General features: G+C 68.8%; 13 protein-coding genes and 1 riboswitch. Of the genes, 10 read left to right on the top strand and 3 right to left on the bottom strand.

The window, feature by feature from the left end; all coding sequences use genetic code 11:
* Positions 1–182 precede the first annotated feature (182 nt).
* From D4740_RS10300 to D4740_RS10275, 6 genes are all read left to right on the top strand, one after another.
* On the top strand, positions 183–830 hold the full coding sequence (locus D4740_RS10300) for a DUF417 family protein (protein WP_119836856.1): 648 nt from the start codon (positions 183–185) through the stop codon (positions 828–830).
* 226 nt (positions 831–1,056) lie between these two features.
* Positions 1,057–1,186, top strand: a riboswitch (FMN riboswitch).
* 167 nt (positions 1,187–1,353) lie between these two features.
* Positions 1,354–2,442 carry a bifunctional diaminohydroxyphosphoribosylaminopyrimidine deaminase/5-amino-6-(5-phosphoribosylamino)uracil reductase RibD gene (gene ribD / locus D4740_RS10295; protein ID WP_220475040.1) on the top strand — a complete coding sequence of 363 codons (1,089 nt, stop codon included), beginning with the start codon at positions 1,354–1,356 and terminating at the stop codon, positions 2,440–2,442.
* A 136-nt stretch (positions 2,443–2,578) separates the two neighbouring features.
* Positions 2,579–3,226 carry a riboflavin synthase gene (locus D4740_RS10290; RefSeq protein WP_119836855.1) on the top strand — a complete coding sequence of 216 codons (648 nt, stop codon included), beginning with the start codon at positions 2,579–2,581 and terminating at the stop codon, positions 3,224–3,226.
* Positions 3,223–4,710: a GTP cyclohydrolase II gene (gene ribA / locus D4740_RS10285; protein WP_243106729.1), complete on the top strand. Its 1,488-nt coding sequence runs from the start codon at positions 3,223–3,225 to the stop codon at positions 4,708–4,710. Before D4740_RS10290 ends, ribA begins: the two co-directional genes overlap by 4 nt.
* Positions 4,711–4,754: 44 nt before the next feature.
* On the top strand, positions 4,755–5,246 hold the full coding sequence (ribH, locus tag D4740_RS10280; RefSeq protein ID WP_119836854.1) for a 6,7-dimethyl-8-ribityllumazine synthase: 492 nt from the start codon (positions 4,755–4,757) through the stop codon (positions 5,244–5,246).
* Positions 5,247–5,496: 250 nt separating this feature from the next.
* Complete coding sequence (locus tag D4740_RS10275; protein ID WP_259390792.1) at positions 5,497–6,867, top strand: PAS domain-containing protein; 1,371 nt, start codon at positions 5,497–5,499, stop codon at positions 6,865–6,867.
* 147 nt (positions 6,868–7,014) lie between these two features.
* Here the strand turns inward: D4740_RS10275 and D4740_RS10270 are convergent, their stop codons facing one another.
* A complete protein-coding gene (locus tag D4740_RS10270; protein WP_259390806.1) occupies positions 7,015–8,280 on the bottom strand; it encodes a M48 family metallopeptidase in 1,266 nt (421 codons plus the stop codon).
* Positions 8,281–8,584: 304 nt separating this feature from the next.
* Between D4740_RS10270 and D4740_RS10260 the strand changes: the two genes are divergently transcribed.
* Positions 8,585–9,397, top strand: a complete 813-nt coding sequence (locus D4740_RS10260; protein WP_310732081.1) for a peptidyl-tRNA hydrolase — start codon at positions 8,585–8,587, stop codon at positions 9,395–9,397.
* A gap of 106 nt (positions 9,398–9,503) precedes the next feature.
* Here D4740_RS10260 and D4740_RS10255 read toward each other — a convergent pair whose 3' ends face one another.
* Positions 9,504–10,064: a GtrA family protein gene (locus D4740_RS10255; RefSeq protein ID WP_182911398.1), complete on the bottom strand. Its 561-nt coding sequence runs from the start codon at positions 10,062–10,064 to the stop codon at positions 9,504–9,506.
* Positions 10,065–10,369: 305 nt separating this feature from the next.
* The gene (locus tag D4740_RS10250) at positions 10,370–10,957 is read right to left on the bottom strand and encodes an HAD family hydrolase (protein ID WP_259390805.1); all 588 of its coding nucleotides are present in this window, start codon (positions 10,955–10,957) and stop codon (positions 10,370–10,372) included.
* A 226-nt stretch (positions 10,958–11,183) separates the two neighbouring features.
* Here D4740_RS10250 and D4740_RS10245 point away from each other — a divergent pair, with 226 nt between their 5' ends.
* From D4740_RS10245 to D4740_RS10235, 3 genes are all read left to right on the top strand, one after another.
* Positions 11,184–12,581: a M18 family aminopeptidase gene (locus tag D4740_RS10245; RefSeq protein ID WP_119836949.1), complete on the top strand. Its 1,398-nt coding sequence runs from the start codon at positions 11,184–11,186 to the stop codon at positions 12,579–12,581.
* Positions 12,582–12,583: 2 nt separating this feature from the next.
* Complete coding sequence (locus tag D4740_RS10240; protein WP_119836847.1) at positions 12,584–13,156, top strand: YchJ family protein; 573 nt, start codon at positions 12,584–12,586, stop codon at positions 13,154–13,156.
* A gap of 484 nt (positions 13,157–13,640) precedes the next feature.
* On the top strand, positions 13,641–14,012 hold the full coding sequence (locus D4740_RS10235; RefSeq protein WP_119836846.1) for a hypothetical protein: 372 nt from the start codon (positions 13,641–13,643) through the stop codon (positions 14,010–14,012).
* Positions 14,013–14,021: the final 9 nt, after the last annotated feature.

Genomic DNA, 14,021 nt, shown 5'->3' with positions numbered 1-14,021 from the left:
GGGAAATGTGCCCTGAAGAACAGGTGCAGGCAGAAACGGTGTGCACTGTGTTGGCCCTCACCTCGCCCAGGTTAGCGCTCCATGCTCTCCCGCCCTACCATGAGGGCCGCTCACGGGCTCGGGTTCCCGTGAGCGGCCCTGAGTCTTTTGTGAGACATTTCGACGACAGAAAGAGTTGCCTGATGACCGCTAGTACTGCCGCCGGCTCCGGTCTCATTGAGTCGGTCGCGCGCCGATTCGTCTCCCTGGAGCGCCTGTCCCTGACGCTGCTGCGTATCGGCGTCGTTATCGTCTTCGTGTGGATCGGCGGCCTGAAGTGGTTCCGCTACGAGGCTGACGGAATCATTCCCTTTATCGCCAACTCCCCCTTCATGCGCTGGATGATCGGTGACCCTGACGGCTACAAGCCGCACATGAACGCCGAGGGCGTCCTTAACGAGGCCAACCGGGCCTGGCACGAGGCCAACTCAACCTACCCGGTCTCAATTTTCATCGGTGTCACGATTGTCGCCATCGGCCTGCTTGTCGCGGCGCACTGGATCCGGCCGGAGCTAGGTATGCTCGGTGCGCTCGGTGTCATCGGGTTCTCTGTCATCACCTTGTCCTTCATTATCACCACTCCGGAGACCTGGGTGTCGGCCCCTGCTGAGGGCCTGGCGGACTCCGACCTCGGGTTCCCCTATCTGTCGGGACGGGGGCGGCTGGTGATCAAGGACTGCATCCAGATGGGCGCCGGCTTCGTTCTTCTCGTCGAGTCCGCGCGCGCGACCCTGAGGCGGCGCGGCGTCCAGGACAGCCAGGCCTCTGAGCAGGAGTCGGCCGCTGCCTGACCTAGGTCGTGGGCGGTCCCTGAGCCGCCGCACCTGTCTGGCGGTGGGCTGGCTGACGTGCGCGGGCCGGGAGGAGCGTGTCTTCTCCCTGCCCGCGCCGGTGCGCTGCGCCTGCTGACCGGGTTGCCGTCTTCGGAGAGGTCTTCCAGACGCCTAGTCTCCGTCAGCATCCTCAACGTGGCATATATTACATTGGTGGCGTTGGGGTTCGTGCCATACTAGGGCCGTCATGTTCCGGGGACGGCGCAATTCCGTACCGGCGGTCATAGTCCGCGACCCGACGTGGAGTAGTCACGTCGGCCGATCTGGTGAGATTCCAGAACCGACAGTCACAGTCTGGATGGGAGGAGCATGGTGGGGTCGGACTGTGCCTCCTGGCGCCAGGTGGTGCTGACAGGTGGTCCTGAGTGGGCGTGCCTGGAGGGGATGCCTGACGTAGTGCCAGCTGGCACCGGTGCCAGGCGCGTACGGCCCCGTTGTGTCCTCCCGTTTCCGCGGACCAGTCACGGCGGTAAGGGAGATCATGGACGTAGCGACGACCTCGTCCTCCTCACAGGCTGCGTGGACTCCTGCTGAGGAGGAGGCCATGCGGGCCGCCCTGGACGCCGCCCGTACCGGTCAGCGCGGTGCGAACCCCCTGGTCGGGGCAGCCGTCCTTGCCGAGGGCCGTGTGGCGGCCCTGGGGTGGCACCGCGGCGCCGGAGCGCCCCATGCCGAGGTGGAGGCGCTGGCCCAGGCCCGTCGGGCGGGTACCGATCTCAGTCGTGCCACTGTCGTCGTCACTCTTGAGCCCTGCCACCACCACGGCCGTACCGGGCCGTGCACGCAGGCCATCCTGGAGGCGGGGGTGCGCCGGGTCGTCTACGCCACCGAGGACCCCACTCCACGGGCCCGTGGAGGTGCCCAGGCCCTGCGCCGCTGCGGGCTCAGTGTCGTGAGCGGGCTGCTCGCCCGGGAGGCGGCCAGCCTTAACCACCGGTGGCTGCGCGCGGTGGCGCAGGACCGCCCGTTCGTCACGGCCAAGGTTGCCCAGAGCCTTGACGGGCGTACGGCGGCGGTCGACGCCACCTCCCAGTGGATCACGGGCGTCCAGGCCCGCGCCCACGCCCACCAGCTGCGCGCCCGCTGCGACGCCGTCCTGGTGGGGACCGGCACGCTGCTGGCCGACGATCCTCGACTAAGCGCCAGGGACCCCCAGGGGCGCGACCTGCCGGACCAGCCGCTGAGAGTCGTCATGGGTACCACCGAGGTGCCTCCTGGTGCCGCCTTGCGCTCAGGCCGGTGGTGCCACCTGAGGACCCGCGACCCTCATGAGGCCCTCGCCCAGCTGGCCGGGCAGGGGGTGCGCCACCTGCTGGTGGAGGGTGGTGCCCGCGTGACCACGGCCTTCCTCGCTCAGGACCTGGTTGACTCCCTCGTCGTCTACCAGGCGCCGCTGCTCCTGGGTGCGGGCGCGGCCTCGGTGGCAGACCTCGGCGTCACCACACTGACCCAGGCGCGGAGGCTGGAGCTTGACCGCGAGCCCGTGAGGCTCGGAGAGGACGTGCTCCTGGAGCTCTCCCCGGTCGAGCGGGTCCCGCCTGCCCCCGCTGTCCCGTCCGTGCCCGCCTAGGCGCTTCTTCAGCGTGCCAGGTCGAGCCTCTGTGCAGGCGCGTGCTGTAGGAGGGGGCGGGCTGGGCGGTGTGCGGCCCGCAGCGTGCGAGCCGAGATCAACGAGCCAAGCAAGGAGCCTAAGGAGGGAGAGCCTCGTGTTCACAGGAATCGTGACGGGCCAGGGGACTGTCCTGGACCTCGTCCCCGACCACACGGCGGGGGTGACTCGTCTTGTCATCGACACCCACGGGCTAGCGGCCGACCTGGAGACCGGGGGGTCCCTGGCCGTCAACGGCGCGTGCCTGACCGCCCTGGCCGACACCGGCCAGACGTCAGCCACCGGCCGTGCCGACGTCTTTCGCGCCGACCTGATGGAGGAGACCCTGGTGCGTACCACCCTGGGGGCACTGCGTCCCGGCGACGTCGTCAACCTGGAGCGGTGCCTGCCTGCCGGGGCACGTCTTGACGGGCACGTGGTCCAGGGGCACGTCGACGCCACGGGGGCGGTGGCGGAGATCGCCCCGCAGGGGGCGTGGACGCGGCTGCGGGTGAGCATGCCTGCCCGGATTGAGGACCAGGTGGCGGAGAAGGGAGCCGTCGCCGTTGACGGTGTGTCTCTGACGGTGACTGCTGTCAGCCCTGCGGGTGCCCAGCAACCATGGTTCGAGGTCGGCCTCGTGCCGGCGACCTTGGAGGCCACCAGGCTGGGCGGGCTCCAGAGCGGTGACCGTGTCAACATCGAGACCGATGTCCTGGCCAAGTACCTTCAGCGGATGCTTCAGGTGCAGGGGGTGCAGCGGTGAGCGAGGAGCGTAGCCGGGACCACGGCGGGGAGCACAGTAAGCGGCAGGACCTCGGCGACGTGGAGGGCGACATGGCAGGCGTTGTGGACAGCAGCATGGAGCGGGTACTGTCGCAGCTGTCCCAGGGGCGGCCCGTCGTCGTGGTAGACGACGAGGCCCGTGAGAACGAGGGCGACCTCGTCCTTGCCGCCCAGCGGGCAACCCCTGAGACCATGGGCATGCTCGTGCGCTACACCTCGGGACTCATCTGCGCCCCGCTGACCGCTGAGCGGGCCAGGGTGATGCGACTACCTGTCATGGTCGAGGACGGTGAGGACCCTCGTGGCACGGCCTACACCGTCAGCTGCGACGCGCGGGCCGGTACGACTACCGGTATCAGTGCCCACGACCGGTGCCTGACGGTACGTGCCCTGCTGGACACCCGGACGGGGCCGGAGGCCCTCATCAGGCCCGGCCACGTCCTGCCCCTTGTCGCGCGGGCCGGCGGCGTCCTGGAGCGTGCCGGGCACACCGAGGCTGCCGTGGACCTGTGCCGCCTGGCGGGGCTGGAGGAGGTGGCGGCCATCGGCGAGCTCGTCAACGACGACGGCTCCCTCATGCGTGCTGCGGCGCTGCGCGCCTTCGCGGACGAGCACGACCTAGCCGTGGTCTCCATCGCCCGTCTTCAGGAGTACCGCAGGGCTGTCGGGGACGTGGAAGAGGCTGGTGCCCCGGCCCGCGGGATCGGGGAGGCGCAGGGTGGTGTGAGGGGTGCCCGGGCCCCGGGTGGCCGGGCACCCCTCACAGCACCTCCTGTCAGGCTGCCGACAGAGCACGGCGTCTTCACCGCAGTCGCCTGGGGGACCGGCTCCTCGGAGCATCTCAGCCTGACCGCACCCGTGACGGAGCCGGGCTCGGTGCCGCTGGTGCGTGTGCACTCAGAGTGCCTGACCGGAGACGTCATGGGCTCCCGGCGCTGTGACTGTGGCCGCCAGCTGGACCGCGCCCTGGAGATGGTCCAGGAGCAGGGTGGGGCGGTGATCTACCTGCGTGACCATGAGGGGCGGGGGATCGGCCTGGTCAACAAGATGCGGGCTTACCACGAGCAGGACAACGGCGCGGACACGGTTGAGGCTAACGAGGTCCTGGGGCTTCCGGTTGACGCGCGGACCTACAGCACGGCAGCCGATATCCTGCGGTCGCTGGGGCTGACCCGTGTGCGTCTGCTCACCAACAACCCCTCTAAGGTCTCAGCCCTGGAGGCCGAGGGGATCGAGGTGGTGGGACGTGAGCCGATCGAGGTGGGAGCCCACCCCGAGTCGCTGCGCTACCTGCGAACCAAGCGTGACCGCATGCACCACCACCTGACCCACCTGGGCCGGGGATCGTCGGGCGGCACGACCAGGCGGCAGGACAGTGGGGTAGCGCGGTCGTCGGCAGGGACGCAGCAGACGGCCGACGCCAGGTCGGCAGCGGGGTCGATGTCGTCGGCAGACAACCGGTGACGGACAAGCGTGACCTAGAGAGACAGCGAGACTAAGGAGCGGCAATGGCAGGATCTGGGGCACCTGAGGGCAGGCTGGACGCGAGCCACGGAAGGCGTGATGACGGCTCGCCCGTGGTCGTGACGGTCGTGGCGGCGAGCTGGCACGACACGATCATGGGCGGCCTCCTCAACGGGGCGCTGCGGGCGGTGGCCGACGCGGGTGCCGTGGCGCGGGTGGTGCGGGTCCCCGGGACCTTTGAGCTGCCCGTGGCCGCTCAGGCGGTCTGTGCCGCCAGTGACGCGGTGGTGGCGCTGGGCGTGGTGGTACGCGGTGGTACCCCTCACTTCGACTACGTCTGCCAGGCCGCGGTCCAGGGGCTGACGAGGGTGGCTCTCGACGAGCGCACGCCGATCGGCTTCGGGGTGCTTACCTGTGACACGCAGGAGCAGGGCCTGGATCGTGCGGGACTGCCCGGATCACGTGAGGACAAGGGCTACGAGGCGGCCTCAGCAGCCCTGACCATGGCGGGAGTCGTGGCTGGCGCCCAGGGCTGAGCGGCTGGCACCAAAATAGGTAAGCGTAGTTCTGTTATTGGCTCGTGACAACCTGGAACGCGGCTAGCGGAACAGGATCCTTTCGTTTTCTGTCGCAAGGGCCTCGTGCCCTACGCTTCACGCTGCGCGGGACACAGGTCCTGCGCTGGCACGTGCGGGCAGCTGCGGGTCTGCTCTGAGGCATGCTCCGCGTCAGCGATGTCGTGGTCGACCATGTCGTGCTCGTCGTGCTGCCCCACTCCTGAGGAGCGTGAGCGTCGTGCACAAGGTCAAGGCCACCGGAGCCATCCATGAGGTGGGAGTGGACCAGCTGTTCTTCTCCACCACGGACTCCCGCGGGCTTATCCGGCACTCGAACAACGTGTTCATCGAGCTGTCGCGGTACACGCGGGAGGAGCTGTCCGGCGCCCCGCACAACATCGTGCGCCACCCGGAGATGCCCGGAGGAGTCTTCCGGGAGATGTGGGACGCGCTCAAGGAGGGGCACCCCTTTGCCGGCTACGTGCGCAACCTCGCGGCAGACGGCAGCCAGTACGACGTCTTCGCCACAGTGACCCCGCTTCCCGACGGCGGCTACCTGTCTGTGCGGACCCGTCCGGTGTGCACCGACTTCTTCGAGACCGCCTGCTCCATCTACCGTGAGGCCAGGCAGGTGGAGGACCAGGCCCTCGCCCAGGGCGACAGCCGCCGTCTCGCTGCCCAGAAGGGTGCCCAGCGCATCGGTGACCTCCTGAAGCAGGTCGGGATGCCTTCCTACGAAGACTTCCAGAACACCGCCCTGCCCGCGGAGGTGGCGCGCCGTGAGGAGCTGTCCGCGGGTCTTCCGCAGCGTCCCGGTGCTGACGGCGAGCTGGGTACGATGCTTGAGGCCGTCACGGCCGTGGTCTCTGGGCTCGACTCGTGGATGGGTGCCCAGGACGAGCTTGTCGAGCTGTCGAGCGCGCTGAGGGCGGCAGGTCAGGGTCTGCGCGAGACCCTGGACGACCCGTTGCTGACAGAGCACGCTGTCTCCGAGCTGGACCGCAGCGACCCCAGGGTCAGGCCCCTGGCGGACCTGATCGACCTGTGGGTCCAGATGCAGGGGATCGTCGGTCCTGTGGTGGAGCGCCTGGCAGACACCCTGGTCCGGCTGGACACCAACAGCGCCCGCACGCGCTTCCGTGTCGCGCTGGCCCGTCTCCACGCCACCACCACCTTGATGCTCGTTGCGGAGATCATCGACGGCGTGGGGGACACCCAGGCCTCCTCCCAGGGCGTCCCCGACCTTATCGAGTCCCTGGCGCAAGGGCTGACCGAGATGGAGCAGCAGGCGCAGGAGCACCGTGCTCTGGCAGAGCAGGTAGCCTCCGACATCGGTGAGGTGAGCCGCATGATGACGATTCCGCACCAGCTCCTCATGCTGTGGACCGGCTCTGCCTCCCCCCGCGACCCCGACCTGCCTGCGAAGGCCACAGCGCTGTCCGACGCCGCCTCGCAGGCGGTGGAGTCCGTGGGGAGGCGTCTGGCTGAGCTGGACGGGGCCGCCGCACGGTGCCAGCGCGCGGCGGCCCCCGCTGACTCCCTGGGCTTGCCCGCGCAGTTGGAACGGCTCAGGGTAGCGGCCAAGGTCGCCAGCCTCTGACGCCGGTTCTTTCCTCAGTCCTCGTCCGCTGCTGCGGCAAGTGGCGACGGGCTGGGGCCTGCCCTGTCATTGGGGCAGGCCCCAGCCCGTTCCCTGGCCACGTGCCACCACGTGTGTCGTCAGTGTGGCCGGGGAGGCCCCGCCTGGTTAGACGGAGCCCTCCGGGCCAGGCTGGATGTTGCCAGGGTTCCCACCGGGCTGGGCGGTGCTCCCAGGGGCTGGCGTGGTGCCCTGCGAGGGCGCAGCGCCTCCCGGGGCCTGTGTGCCTGCGGAGGCGGAGTACCCGTGGAACCCGTAGCCTGAGGGCTGGAACCCGGCTGGGGCTGCCGGGACGGGGACCGGGCTGGCCCAACGGAGCTGGTCGCGGGGTACCTGGTAGGTGACGCCGGGATAACGCCCGAACTGCTCCTCGGCGGGGACCAGGGGACGGGTGGAGTCCAGGCGCTCCAGGACCTGGGCCGGGGTGGGCCAGATGTCGCTCCAGTCGCTGCCCGCGGGGTGCGTGGGCGGGAACCAGGCGGTGGACTCCCTGGGGCGGATCATGATGCGTCCCGGGCGGCTGCGGTCCCGCAGGGCGTGGGCGCGCCAGGTGTTGACCGGGTGTGTCGAGCCCCAGTTGACCAGGTGGAGCCACAGGCCCTTCTCCCGGGTGGCCCGGTCCGCCAGCGCGTGCGTGTTGACCTGTGCGCCGAGGTACTTGCCTGCGCTGATCAGACCCATCGCTCCTGCCGTTCCCCTGGGGGCGATGGCGTAGCCGTGGTTGTCGGCGGTGTACTCCTGGGCCCGTGACAGTGCCATTCCCAGCAGGGGGATGTTGCCCATGAGGTTCATGATGACGACACGCCACAGTGAGGTGTGTCCGGCGGCGTGGTGGCCGACCTCGTGGGAGATGATGAAGCGTAGGGCCTCGGGGTCGCGTGCGGAGCCCCCGACCTCGAACAGGTCGGAATGGACCACGATGAAGCGACGGAACCCGTGACCGGAGGCGAAGGCGTTGATGACGCCGTTGCCTAAGGTCACATAAGCGTCAGGCACACGGCGCAGGCCAAACTGCTGGGCCGCCTCGACCACCATCCGGTAGCCCTCGGGGAACTGGGTGGGGCTCATCTGGACGGACTGCGCACGCATCTGGGCGTACATGAGCGCACGTAGCACCCAGAGGATGAGCGGGAGGGCAGGGGCTGCCAGCAGCAGCTGGGTGATGCTGCTGTCAGGAGCCTCCAGGATGAGGTCACGCAGCTGGGCACCGGCACCTGTGGGCTCGGGAACCAGGATCAGCCAGGTCATGAGGGCGATCCACAGGACGTAGATGACCACGGCGAGCAGGATGCACGTCACGAGCAGCGGGATCTCCACAGGATGGCGCAGCCGGGAGGTCCCGCGCAGCCCGTGGATGGTGGAGCCGTTAAAGATCCTGGGTCGCTGCGGGTCCCGGGAGGCTGGGCTGCTTCCAGGCGTGGCAGGGACAGCAGCCGGGGTAGACGGTGGTTGACTCATGGGCGTCAATCTACGGCTACTGAGGCAAGGGGGTGCTCATACCGAAGAACGATCTAGTCCCCGTCTCCTGAGTCTGCGGGTGGATCCCGGTCTCCGGCCCTGCCGCGCCGACCGAGCCTGCCGCGCCTGCGGCCTGGTCTAGACTCGCGGTGTGCCTGCCTCTGACCGTCCTCACCCACGACAGGATGAGCCCGCTCATCCTGAAGCCGGTGATTGCGGTGTGAGCGGACACCGGGAGTCGCGGGGGCGTCGGGATGAGCCCGGTCTGGTGGGTGCCGCGTCGCAACGTCAGGCGCAGGACCTTCCCTGGGCCATGCAGGTGGCGGTGCGCTACGACAAGGTGGTCCCGCCCCGGCAGGTGGACGTGGCCGAGGCCGTTGCCCGAGCTGTCGTGGCTCTTCTGGCGGCGCCGGGGTCTGCTCCCGGCGGTTCCTGGCACGGGGCGGTCGCTCGCTGGCGTCGTGTACAGATCCGCAAGCTGGTGCGCCGGGCGCGCGGCAGGCGGTGGCGGGACGTCCAGGAGCTTCCCGGTGTCACCGTCACCCAGGACGGACCGCCCGGGTGGGGGCAGGCGGCTGCTCGCGCCTTTGTGCCAGGGCCGGTGCGCCCCCTCCCCGAGCCCCTGGCCGGGACTCAGGTTGAGGGGACCCACTTTCCTACCGGCGTACGGCTGCCGCCTGAGCCGGCGGCGATAACTGAGCGGGTTCATCGCTGTCCCCAGGCTGCTGAGGAGGTGCAGCTGGGGGAGGAGTCCACCTCGGTCGGTGCCCTGGTTGCCATTGAGGTTACGCCGATGCACCAGATGACCTCGGGCAAGATGGCGGCCCAGTGCGCCCACGCCGCCCAACTGGCCTGGGAGAGCCCGCAGATGCCCCCGGCACTGAGACAGGCCTGGGCGCGCGACGGCTACCGGGTCCGGGTTCTTCTTCCTGGCCCCCAGGAGTGGGCTGGTGGTCTGCGGCCTGTTAGCGTCCTTGACGCCGGGCTGACCGAGCTGGGAGGTCCCACGGAGACGGCCCGAGCCTTCTGGTGAGCTATCTGGCCCGATTGGTGGGGATGGCGGGCCAGCGGAGAACGCAGGCTGATGCGACCGGGCCGACGGCAGGGTAGGTAGGGGGAGAGTGACGCCCCAGTGTGCCTCAGTGGGTGAGAGGCTCAGGCTCAGGCGAGTCGCGGAACACCCACAGGCGGGTCACGGCGTACAGGTAGACACCCTCGCAGCACGCTGACAGGACCCGGGCCAGCTCGGCTCCCATGCCCATCCAGTGCAGCAACGAGGACAGGCCCAGGATGAAGATCACGTACTGGCTGACCAGTCCCACGGCGTAGCGCGTGCCCTGGGCGACCAGGTGCCCGTGGGACTGGAAGTTGAGCCAGCGGTTAAGCAGAAGAGAGTAGGTCCCGGCGATTGCGTAGCCGACCGTGACGGCCAGGGGGTAGAACCAGTGGAGCCTCTCGTAGAGGAACCACAGGCAGGCGATGTCAAGAAAGAAGCCGGAGCCGTTGATGAGGGCGTAGCCAATGAAGGAGACCGGCACCCGCCTGCGCAGGGGGCTGGGCAGGTAGTGGTGGATGGCTGAGACGAGGCCCAGGAAACGGTCCGGAGCGCTGCGTGCGGCAGGGGCGGAGGGGGTACGGAGGCGGAGCTGCCCGGAGCCGTTGAGCCAGGACGTTGACGTCGCCCGGTTCGTCGTGGTCATGGTTGTCCTTTCTGCTCCCATATTGGCCCCTCTGGCTAGCCTGACCAGGCTGCCTCAGGCCTTCCTGCCGGAGGAACCTGCCGGAGGATCTAGGAAGCAGTCTTGTCAGTGCCCAGGCGGCTGACAAGTCCCTGAAGGAGGAGAAAGATACCGCTTGTGTCTCCTCCCTTAGGAGGAGGTGCGCGGTGCAGTGGGCCTCAGGACGGAGAAGCGTGGTGCCAGGGGAAGCAGGTCTGAGCACGTCGTCGCGGTGCGCTCTCAGCACCGCATTGCGGCTCATGCGTGCCCATACAGCTACTGCGCTGTCAGTGTCGGGAGCTGCTGGCCAGGGCGGCGACGACCTCCTGGCGCAGCACCTGCCCGCCGGAGTCGGCACGGTGGTGCACGGTGCGGATTCCCAGCGACTGGGCGGCGGAGATGTTGTCCGTGTTGTCGTCCACGAACAGGGCTTGTCGTGGCTCGCTGCCCGATTCCTCCAGGAGCCGGGTGAAGTACTCGGGCTGCGGCTTGGCCACCCCCAGGGTGCAGGAGTAGCCCTCAATGTCAACCTGCCCCCGGTAGCCCAGGGTCTCGCGCATCCACTGCCGACGCTCGTACTGCTGGTTCGTGGCTAGAACAGTGGTGTAGCCCGCGCTGCGCAGCTCGGCCACCAGCTGCCAGGCGCACGGGTCGGGTACGGCTCGGTACCACAGCGCCAGAAGCCTGTCAGTGGTGGCTGCCAGGCCCAGCCGTGCAACCAGGCGCTCCAGGAGCGTGGTGAGGCTCTCCCTGCCGCACAGCGCGTCCTCTTCCTCAGCCAGCAGCGCGTGGGCGAACTCAGTGCCGCCGGCATCGCGCAGCGCCTGCGTCCACGGGGTGCCAATCAGCTGCAGGACGCCGTCGGCGTCAAGCATGACGGTGCGTACGCTGGTGGTCGTGGCCGCAGGGACCTGGGGCAGGTCAGGGGGAGGACCTGCTGGCGGGTCGGTGGGTAAGGACGGCGACGGGCGGGAGGGGAGGCTGCTCATGGCATCTATCTCTACCACTGATCTCTATGCCACTCTTGTCCCTGTCAGTCTCCATACCTGGCCCGGGCACGCGGGGCAGGCTGCCGACGCCTGTGGTGCCAGACTGGTCACCATGACCAGTCCCGCCGTCGCGCCCGCTTCTTCATCATCCTCACCATCTTCGCAGCCTTCACCGCCACCTCCGCAGGCGCAGGAGACCCTTCATGCGGACGAGGCCTACACGGCATCCCTGTTTGACTTCGTCCTGGCCTCACCTACCTCCTACCACGCTGCGGCCGAGGTCGCCCGACGTCTGGCTGCGCGTGGGTTCCGCCACGTGGAGGAGGCCCGCCCCTGGCCGGAGGACCTGCCCCGGCGCGGCTACGTGGTGCGGGACGGGGCGGTAGCCGCCTGGGTCCTGCCCGGCGACAGCGGCAGGACCGGGAGCGGGCCGCAGGAGGGCTTTCGTGTCGTCGGCGCCCATACGGACTCCCCGGCCCTGAGGCTCAAGCCCTCTGCTGCCGTGAGTCGTCACGGCTGGCAGCTTATCAACGCAGAGGTCTACGGCGGACCGCTCCTGCCCTCATTGCTGGACCGTGAGCTGGGGCTGGCCGGGCGCCTGACAACCCGTGACGGCACCAGCCACCTGGTACGTACCGGGCCGGTTGCCCGGATCGCCCACGTGGCCCCCCACCTGGACCGCAGTGTCAACGAGACTCTCCGCCTGGACCGTCAGACCCACCTTCTGCCTCTGTGGGCGCTGTCCGGCCCTGACGGCGGGGAGGGTCGCGACGCCGTCGAGGAGTACCTGTGCGAGCTGGCTGGTCTGGACCGCTCGCAGCTGGCCGGGCACGACATCCTGACCTTCCCCGTCCAGCCTCCGCAGCGTTTTGGTCGTGAGGGGGAGTTTCTCGCCTCCTCTCGCCTGGACAACCTTTCCAGCGTCCATGCGGGGCTGGCGGCCCTGGAGGCCCTGGCCGAGTCGGGCACCGAGCCTGTGGGACCGGTGGTCCTCGTGGCCTTCGACCACGAGGAGGTTGGTTCTGCCTCCGCCTCCGGGGCCGACGGTCCGCTCCTGGCGACGCTGCTGGAACGCCTGGGCCGGGTCATGGGGGCTGAGGGCGACGCCTTCCACGCCCTCGTGGCCCGGTCCAGCTGTGTCAGTGCCGACGCCGGACACGCCGTCCACCCCGCTCGTGCCGAGCTGCACGACCCCGTGCTCCAGCCGCTGGTTAACAGCGGTCCCCTGCTGAAGATCAACGCTCAGCAGCGCTACGCCACCGGCGCCCAGGGCTCGGCTCTGTGGGAGCGTGCCTGCGCGGCTGCCGACGTACCCCACCAGGTCTTCGTGTCCCACAACGCGGTGCCCTGCGGGTCGACGATCGGTCCGATCACCGCGACCCGGCTGGGCCTGCTCACAGTCGACGTCGGTGTGCCGCTGCTGAGCATGCACTCGGCCCGGGAGATGGGCGGGGTCAAGGACGGTCCCTGGCTGGCGCGCGCCCTGTACTCCTACTGGCAGGGGGCGTGAGCATGGTAACGAGGCAGGATCGGGGCTCTCGGGGTCGGCTGGGTGACCCGCGAGGTAGGCACGGAGGTAGCGGCCTCGTACCTGGTGAGGACGCCCCGGGCGGGGTAGTGCCAGGCGCCGTGGTCCTGCCCCTGGCGTCGGCAGGTGCCGTGCCGTCTGCGGTGCGTTCGGCGGGGGTACGTAGCACCGAGGACTGCCCCTGTGGCTCGGGCATGGTCTACGGTTCCTGCTGCGAGCCGGTCCTCGACGGGGGCGCGGCGGCAACTGCCGAGGCCCTGGTGCGCTCGCGGTTCACGGCCTTCGTCGTCGGCGACGAGGACCACCTGTTCCGTACCTGGCACCCTCGCACCCGCCCGGAAGGACCCTACTGCCATCCTGGCACCCAGTGGACCAGTCTGACCATCGGCGAGGTAGCAGGCGGTGGCCCCAGGGACGACACGGGGGTCGTCGAGCTTGTCGCCCGCTACCGCACCGGTGACGGGCGCGGGGGCGTCGTGGCCGACACGCTTCGGGAACGCTCCCGGCTGGTGCGCCGCGGCGGCCGGTGGGTCTACTACGACGGTGAGGTCCGGTAAGGGCAAGCGAGCAGGCTGACCGCGCTGCTGACTTCGGTGCAGGCTCCCCGTCATCGGCTGCTGCGACGGGGGAGGCCCACGGGGCGGTCGGGTGCCCTCGTGACGGGGTCCTGAGGTGGCCTGTGAGCGGGAGACCAGAACGGCGATTCCTTTCAGCGCTGTTTTAGGTTATGAGAGGTAAACGGCAAGGAAAAGAGTTCAGACACTTCTTCATTATCTCCCATAAAAGGTCCTGCTCTCGTTCACCGCTCGCCTCAGCGGCTCGCGCCTGTCTGCGAATGTCCTCGGGTCAAAGGTGTCACCGATGCGTCCTGCCGCCGGAGAATGAAACCTTTCATAGCTAAGATTTTCTACCTTGAGAAAACCTGGGTGCTTGACCGTGGTAATGGAGGGTGGGACGCTTACCTAACAACCTGATAACAATCAGTGGCGCGCCCGTGGGGGTGCTGCCCCGGGGGCGCGGGAGCCACGGAGAGGACTGATCATGGGACGGAGCACTGTCAGGAAGGTGGCAACGGCGTTCTGCACTGCCCTGCTGCTCGCCGGTATGTCGTCGACCGCGTCGGCGGCGTCGGCGGCGCCGGAAGCAGCGGAGGTGTCCAGCGAGGCCGTCCTGAGCGCGGGCGGCGTCAGCGTGGACTCCGACAAGAAGGACTCCGACAAGAAGGACTCCGACAAGAAGGACTCCGACAAGAAGGACTCCGACAAGAAGGACTCCGACAAGAAGGACTCCGACAAGAAGGACTCCGACAAGAAGGACTCCGACAAGAAGGACTCCGACAAGAAGGACTCCGACAAGAAGGACTCCGACAAGAAGGACTCCGACAAGAAGGGCAAGCAGGACGAGTGCGCATGAGCGCGGTCC

The sequence above is a fragment of the Actinomyces sp. 2119 genome (assembly GCF_003591215.1).
Taxonomy (GTDB): domain Bacteria; phylum Actinomycetota; class Actinomycetes; order Actinomycetales; family Actinomycetaceae; genus Actinomyces; species Actinomyces lilanjuaniae.
The sequence above is the reverse complement of the archived record's forward strand: the minus strand, read 5'-3'. Positions and strand labels throughout refer to the sequence as shown.

Excerpts from the sequence above, each read along its gene's own strand:
- D4740_RS10245 (WP_119836949.1), top strand. The coding sequence starts at position 11,184 with ATGACCAGTCCCGCCGTCGCGCCCGCTTCTTCATCATCCTCACCATCT.
- ribD (WP_220475040.1), top strand. The coding sequence starts at position 1,354 with ATGGACGTAGCGACGACCTCGTCCTCCTCACAGGCTGCGTGGACTCCT.
- D4740_RS10250 (WP_259390805.1), bottom strand. The coding sequence starts at position 10,957 with ATGCTTGACGCCGACGGCGTCCTGCAGCTGATTGGCACCCCGTGGACG.
- D4740_RS10240 (WP_119836847.1), top strand. The coding sequence starts at position 12,584 with ATGGTAACGAGGCAGGATCGGGGCTCTCGGGGTCGGCTGGGTGACCCG.
- ribH (WP_119836854.1), top strand. The coding sequence starts at position 4,755 with ATGGCAGGATCTGGGGCACCTGAGGGCAGGCTGGACGCGAGCCACGGA.
- D4740_RS10235 (WP_119836846.1), top strand. The coding sequence starts at position 13,641 with ATGGGACGGAGCACTGTCAGGAAGGTGGCAACGGCGTTCTGCACTGCC.
- D4740_RS10300 (WP_119836856.1), top strand. The coding sequence starts at position 183 with ATGACCGCTAGTACTGCCGCCGGCTCCGGTCTCATTGAGTCGGTCGCG.
- D4740_RS10255 (WP_182911398.1), bottom strand. The coding sequence starts at position 10,064 with ATGACCACGACGAACCGGGCGACGTCAACGTCCTGGCTCAACGGCTCC.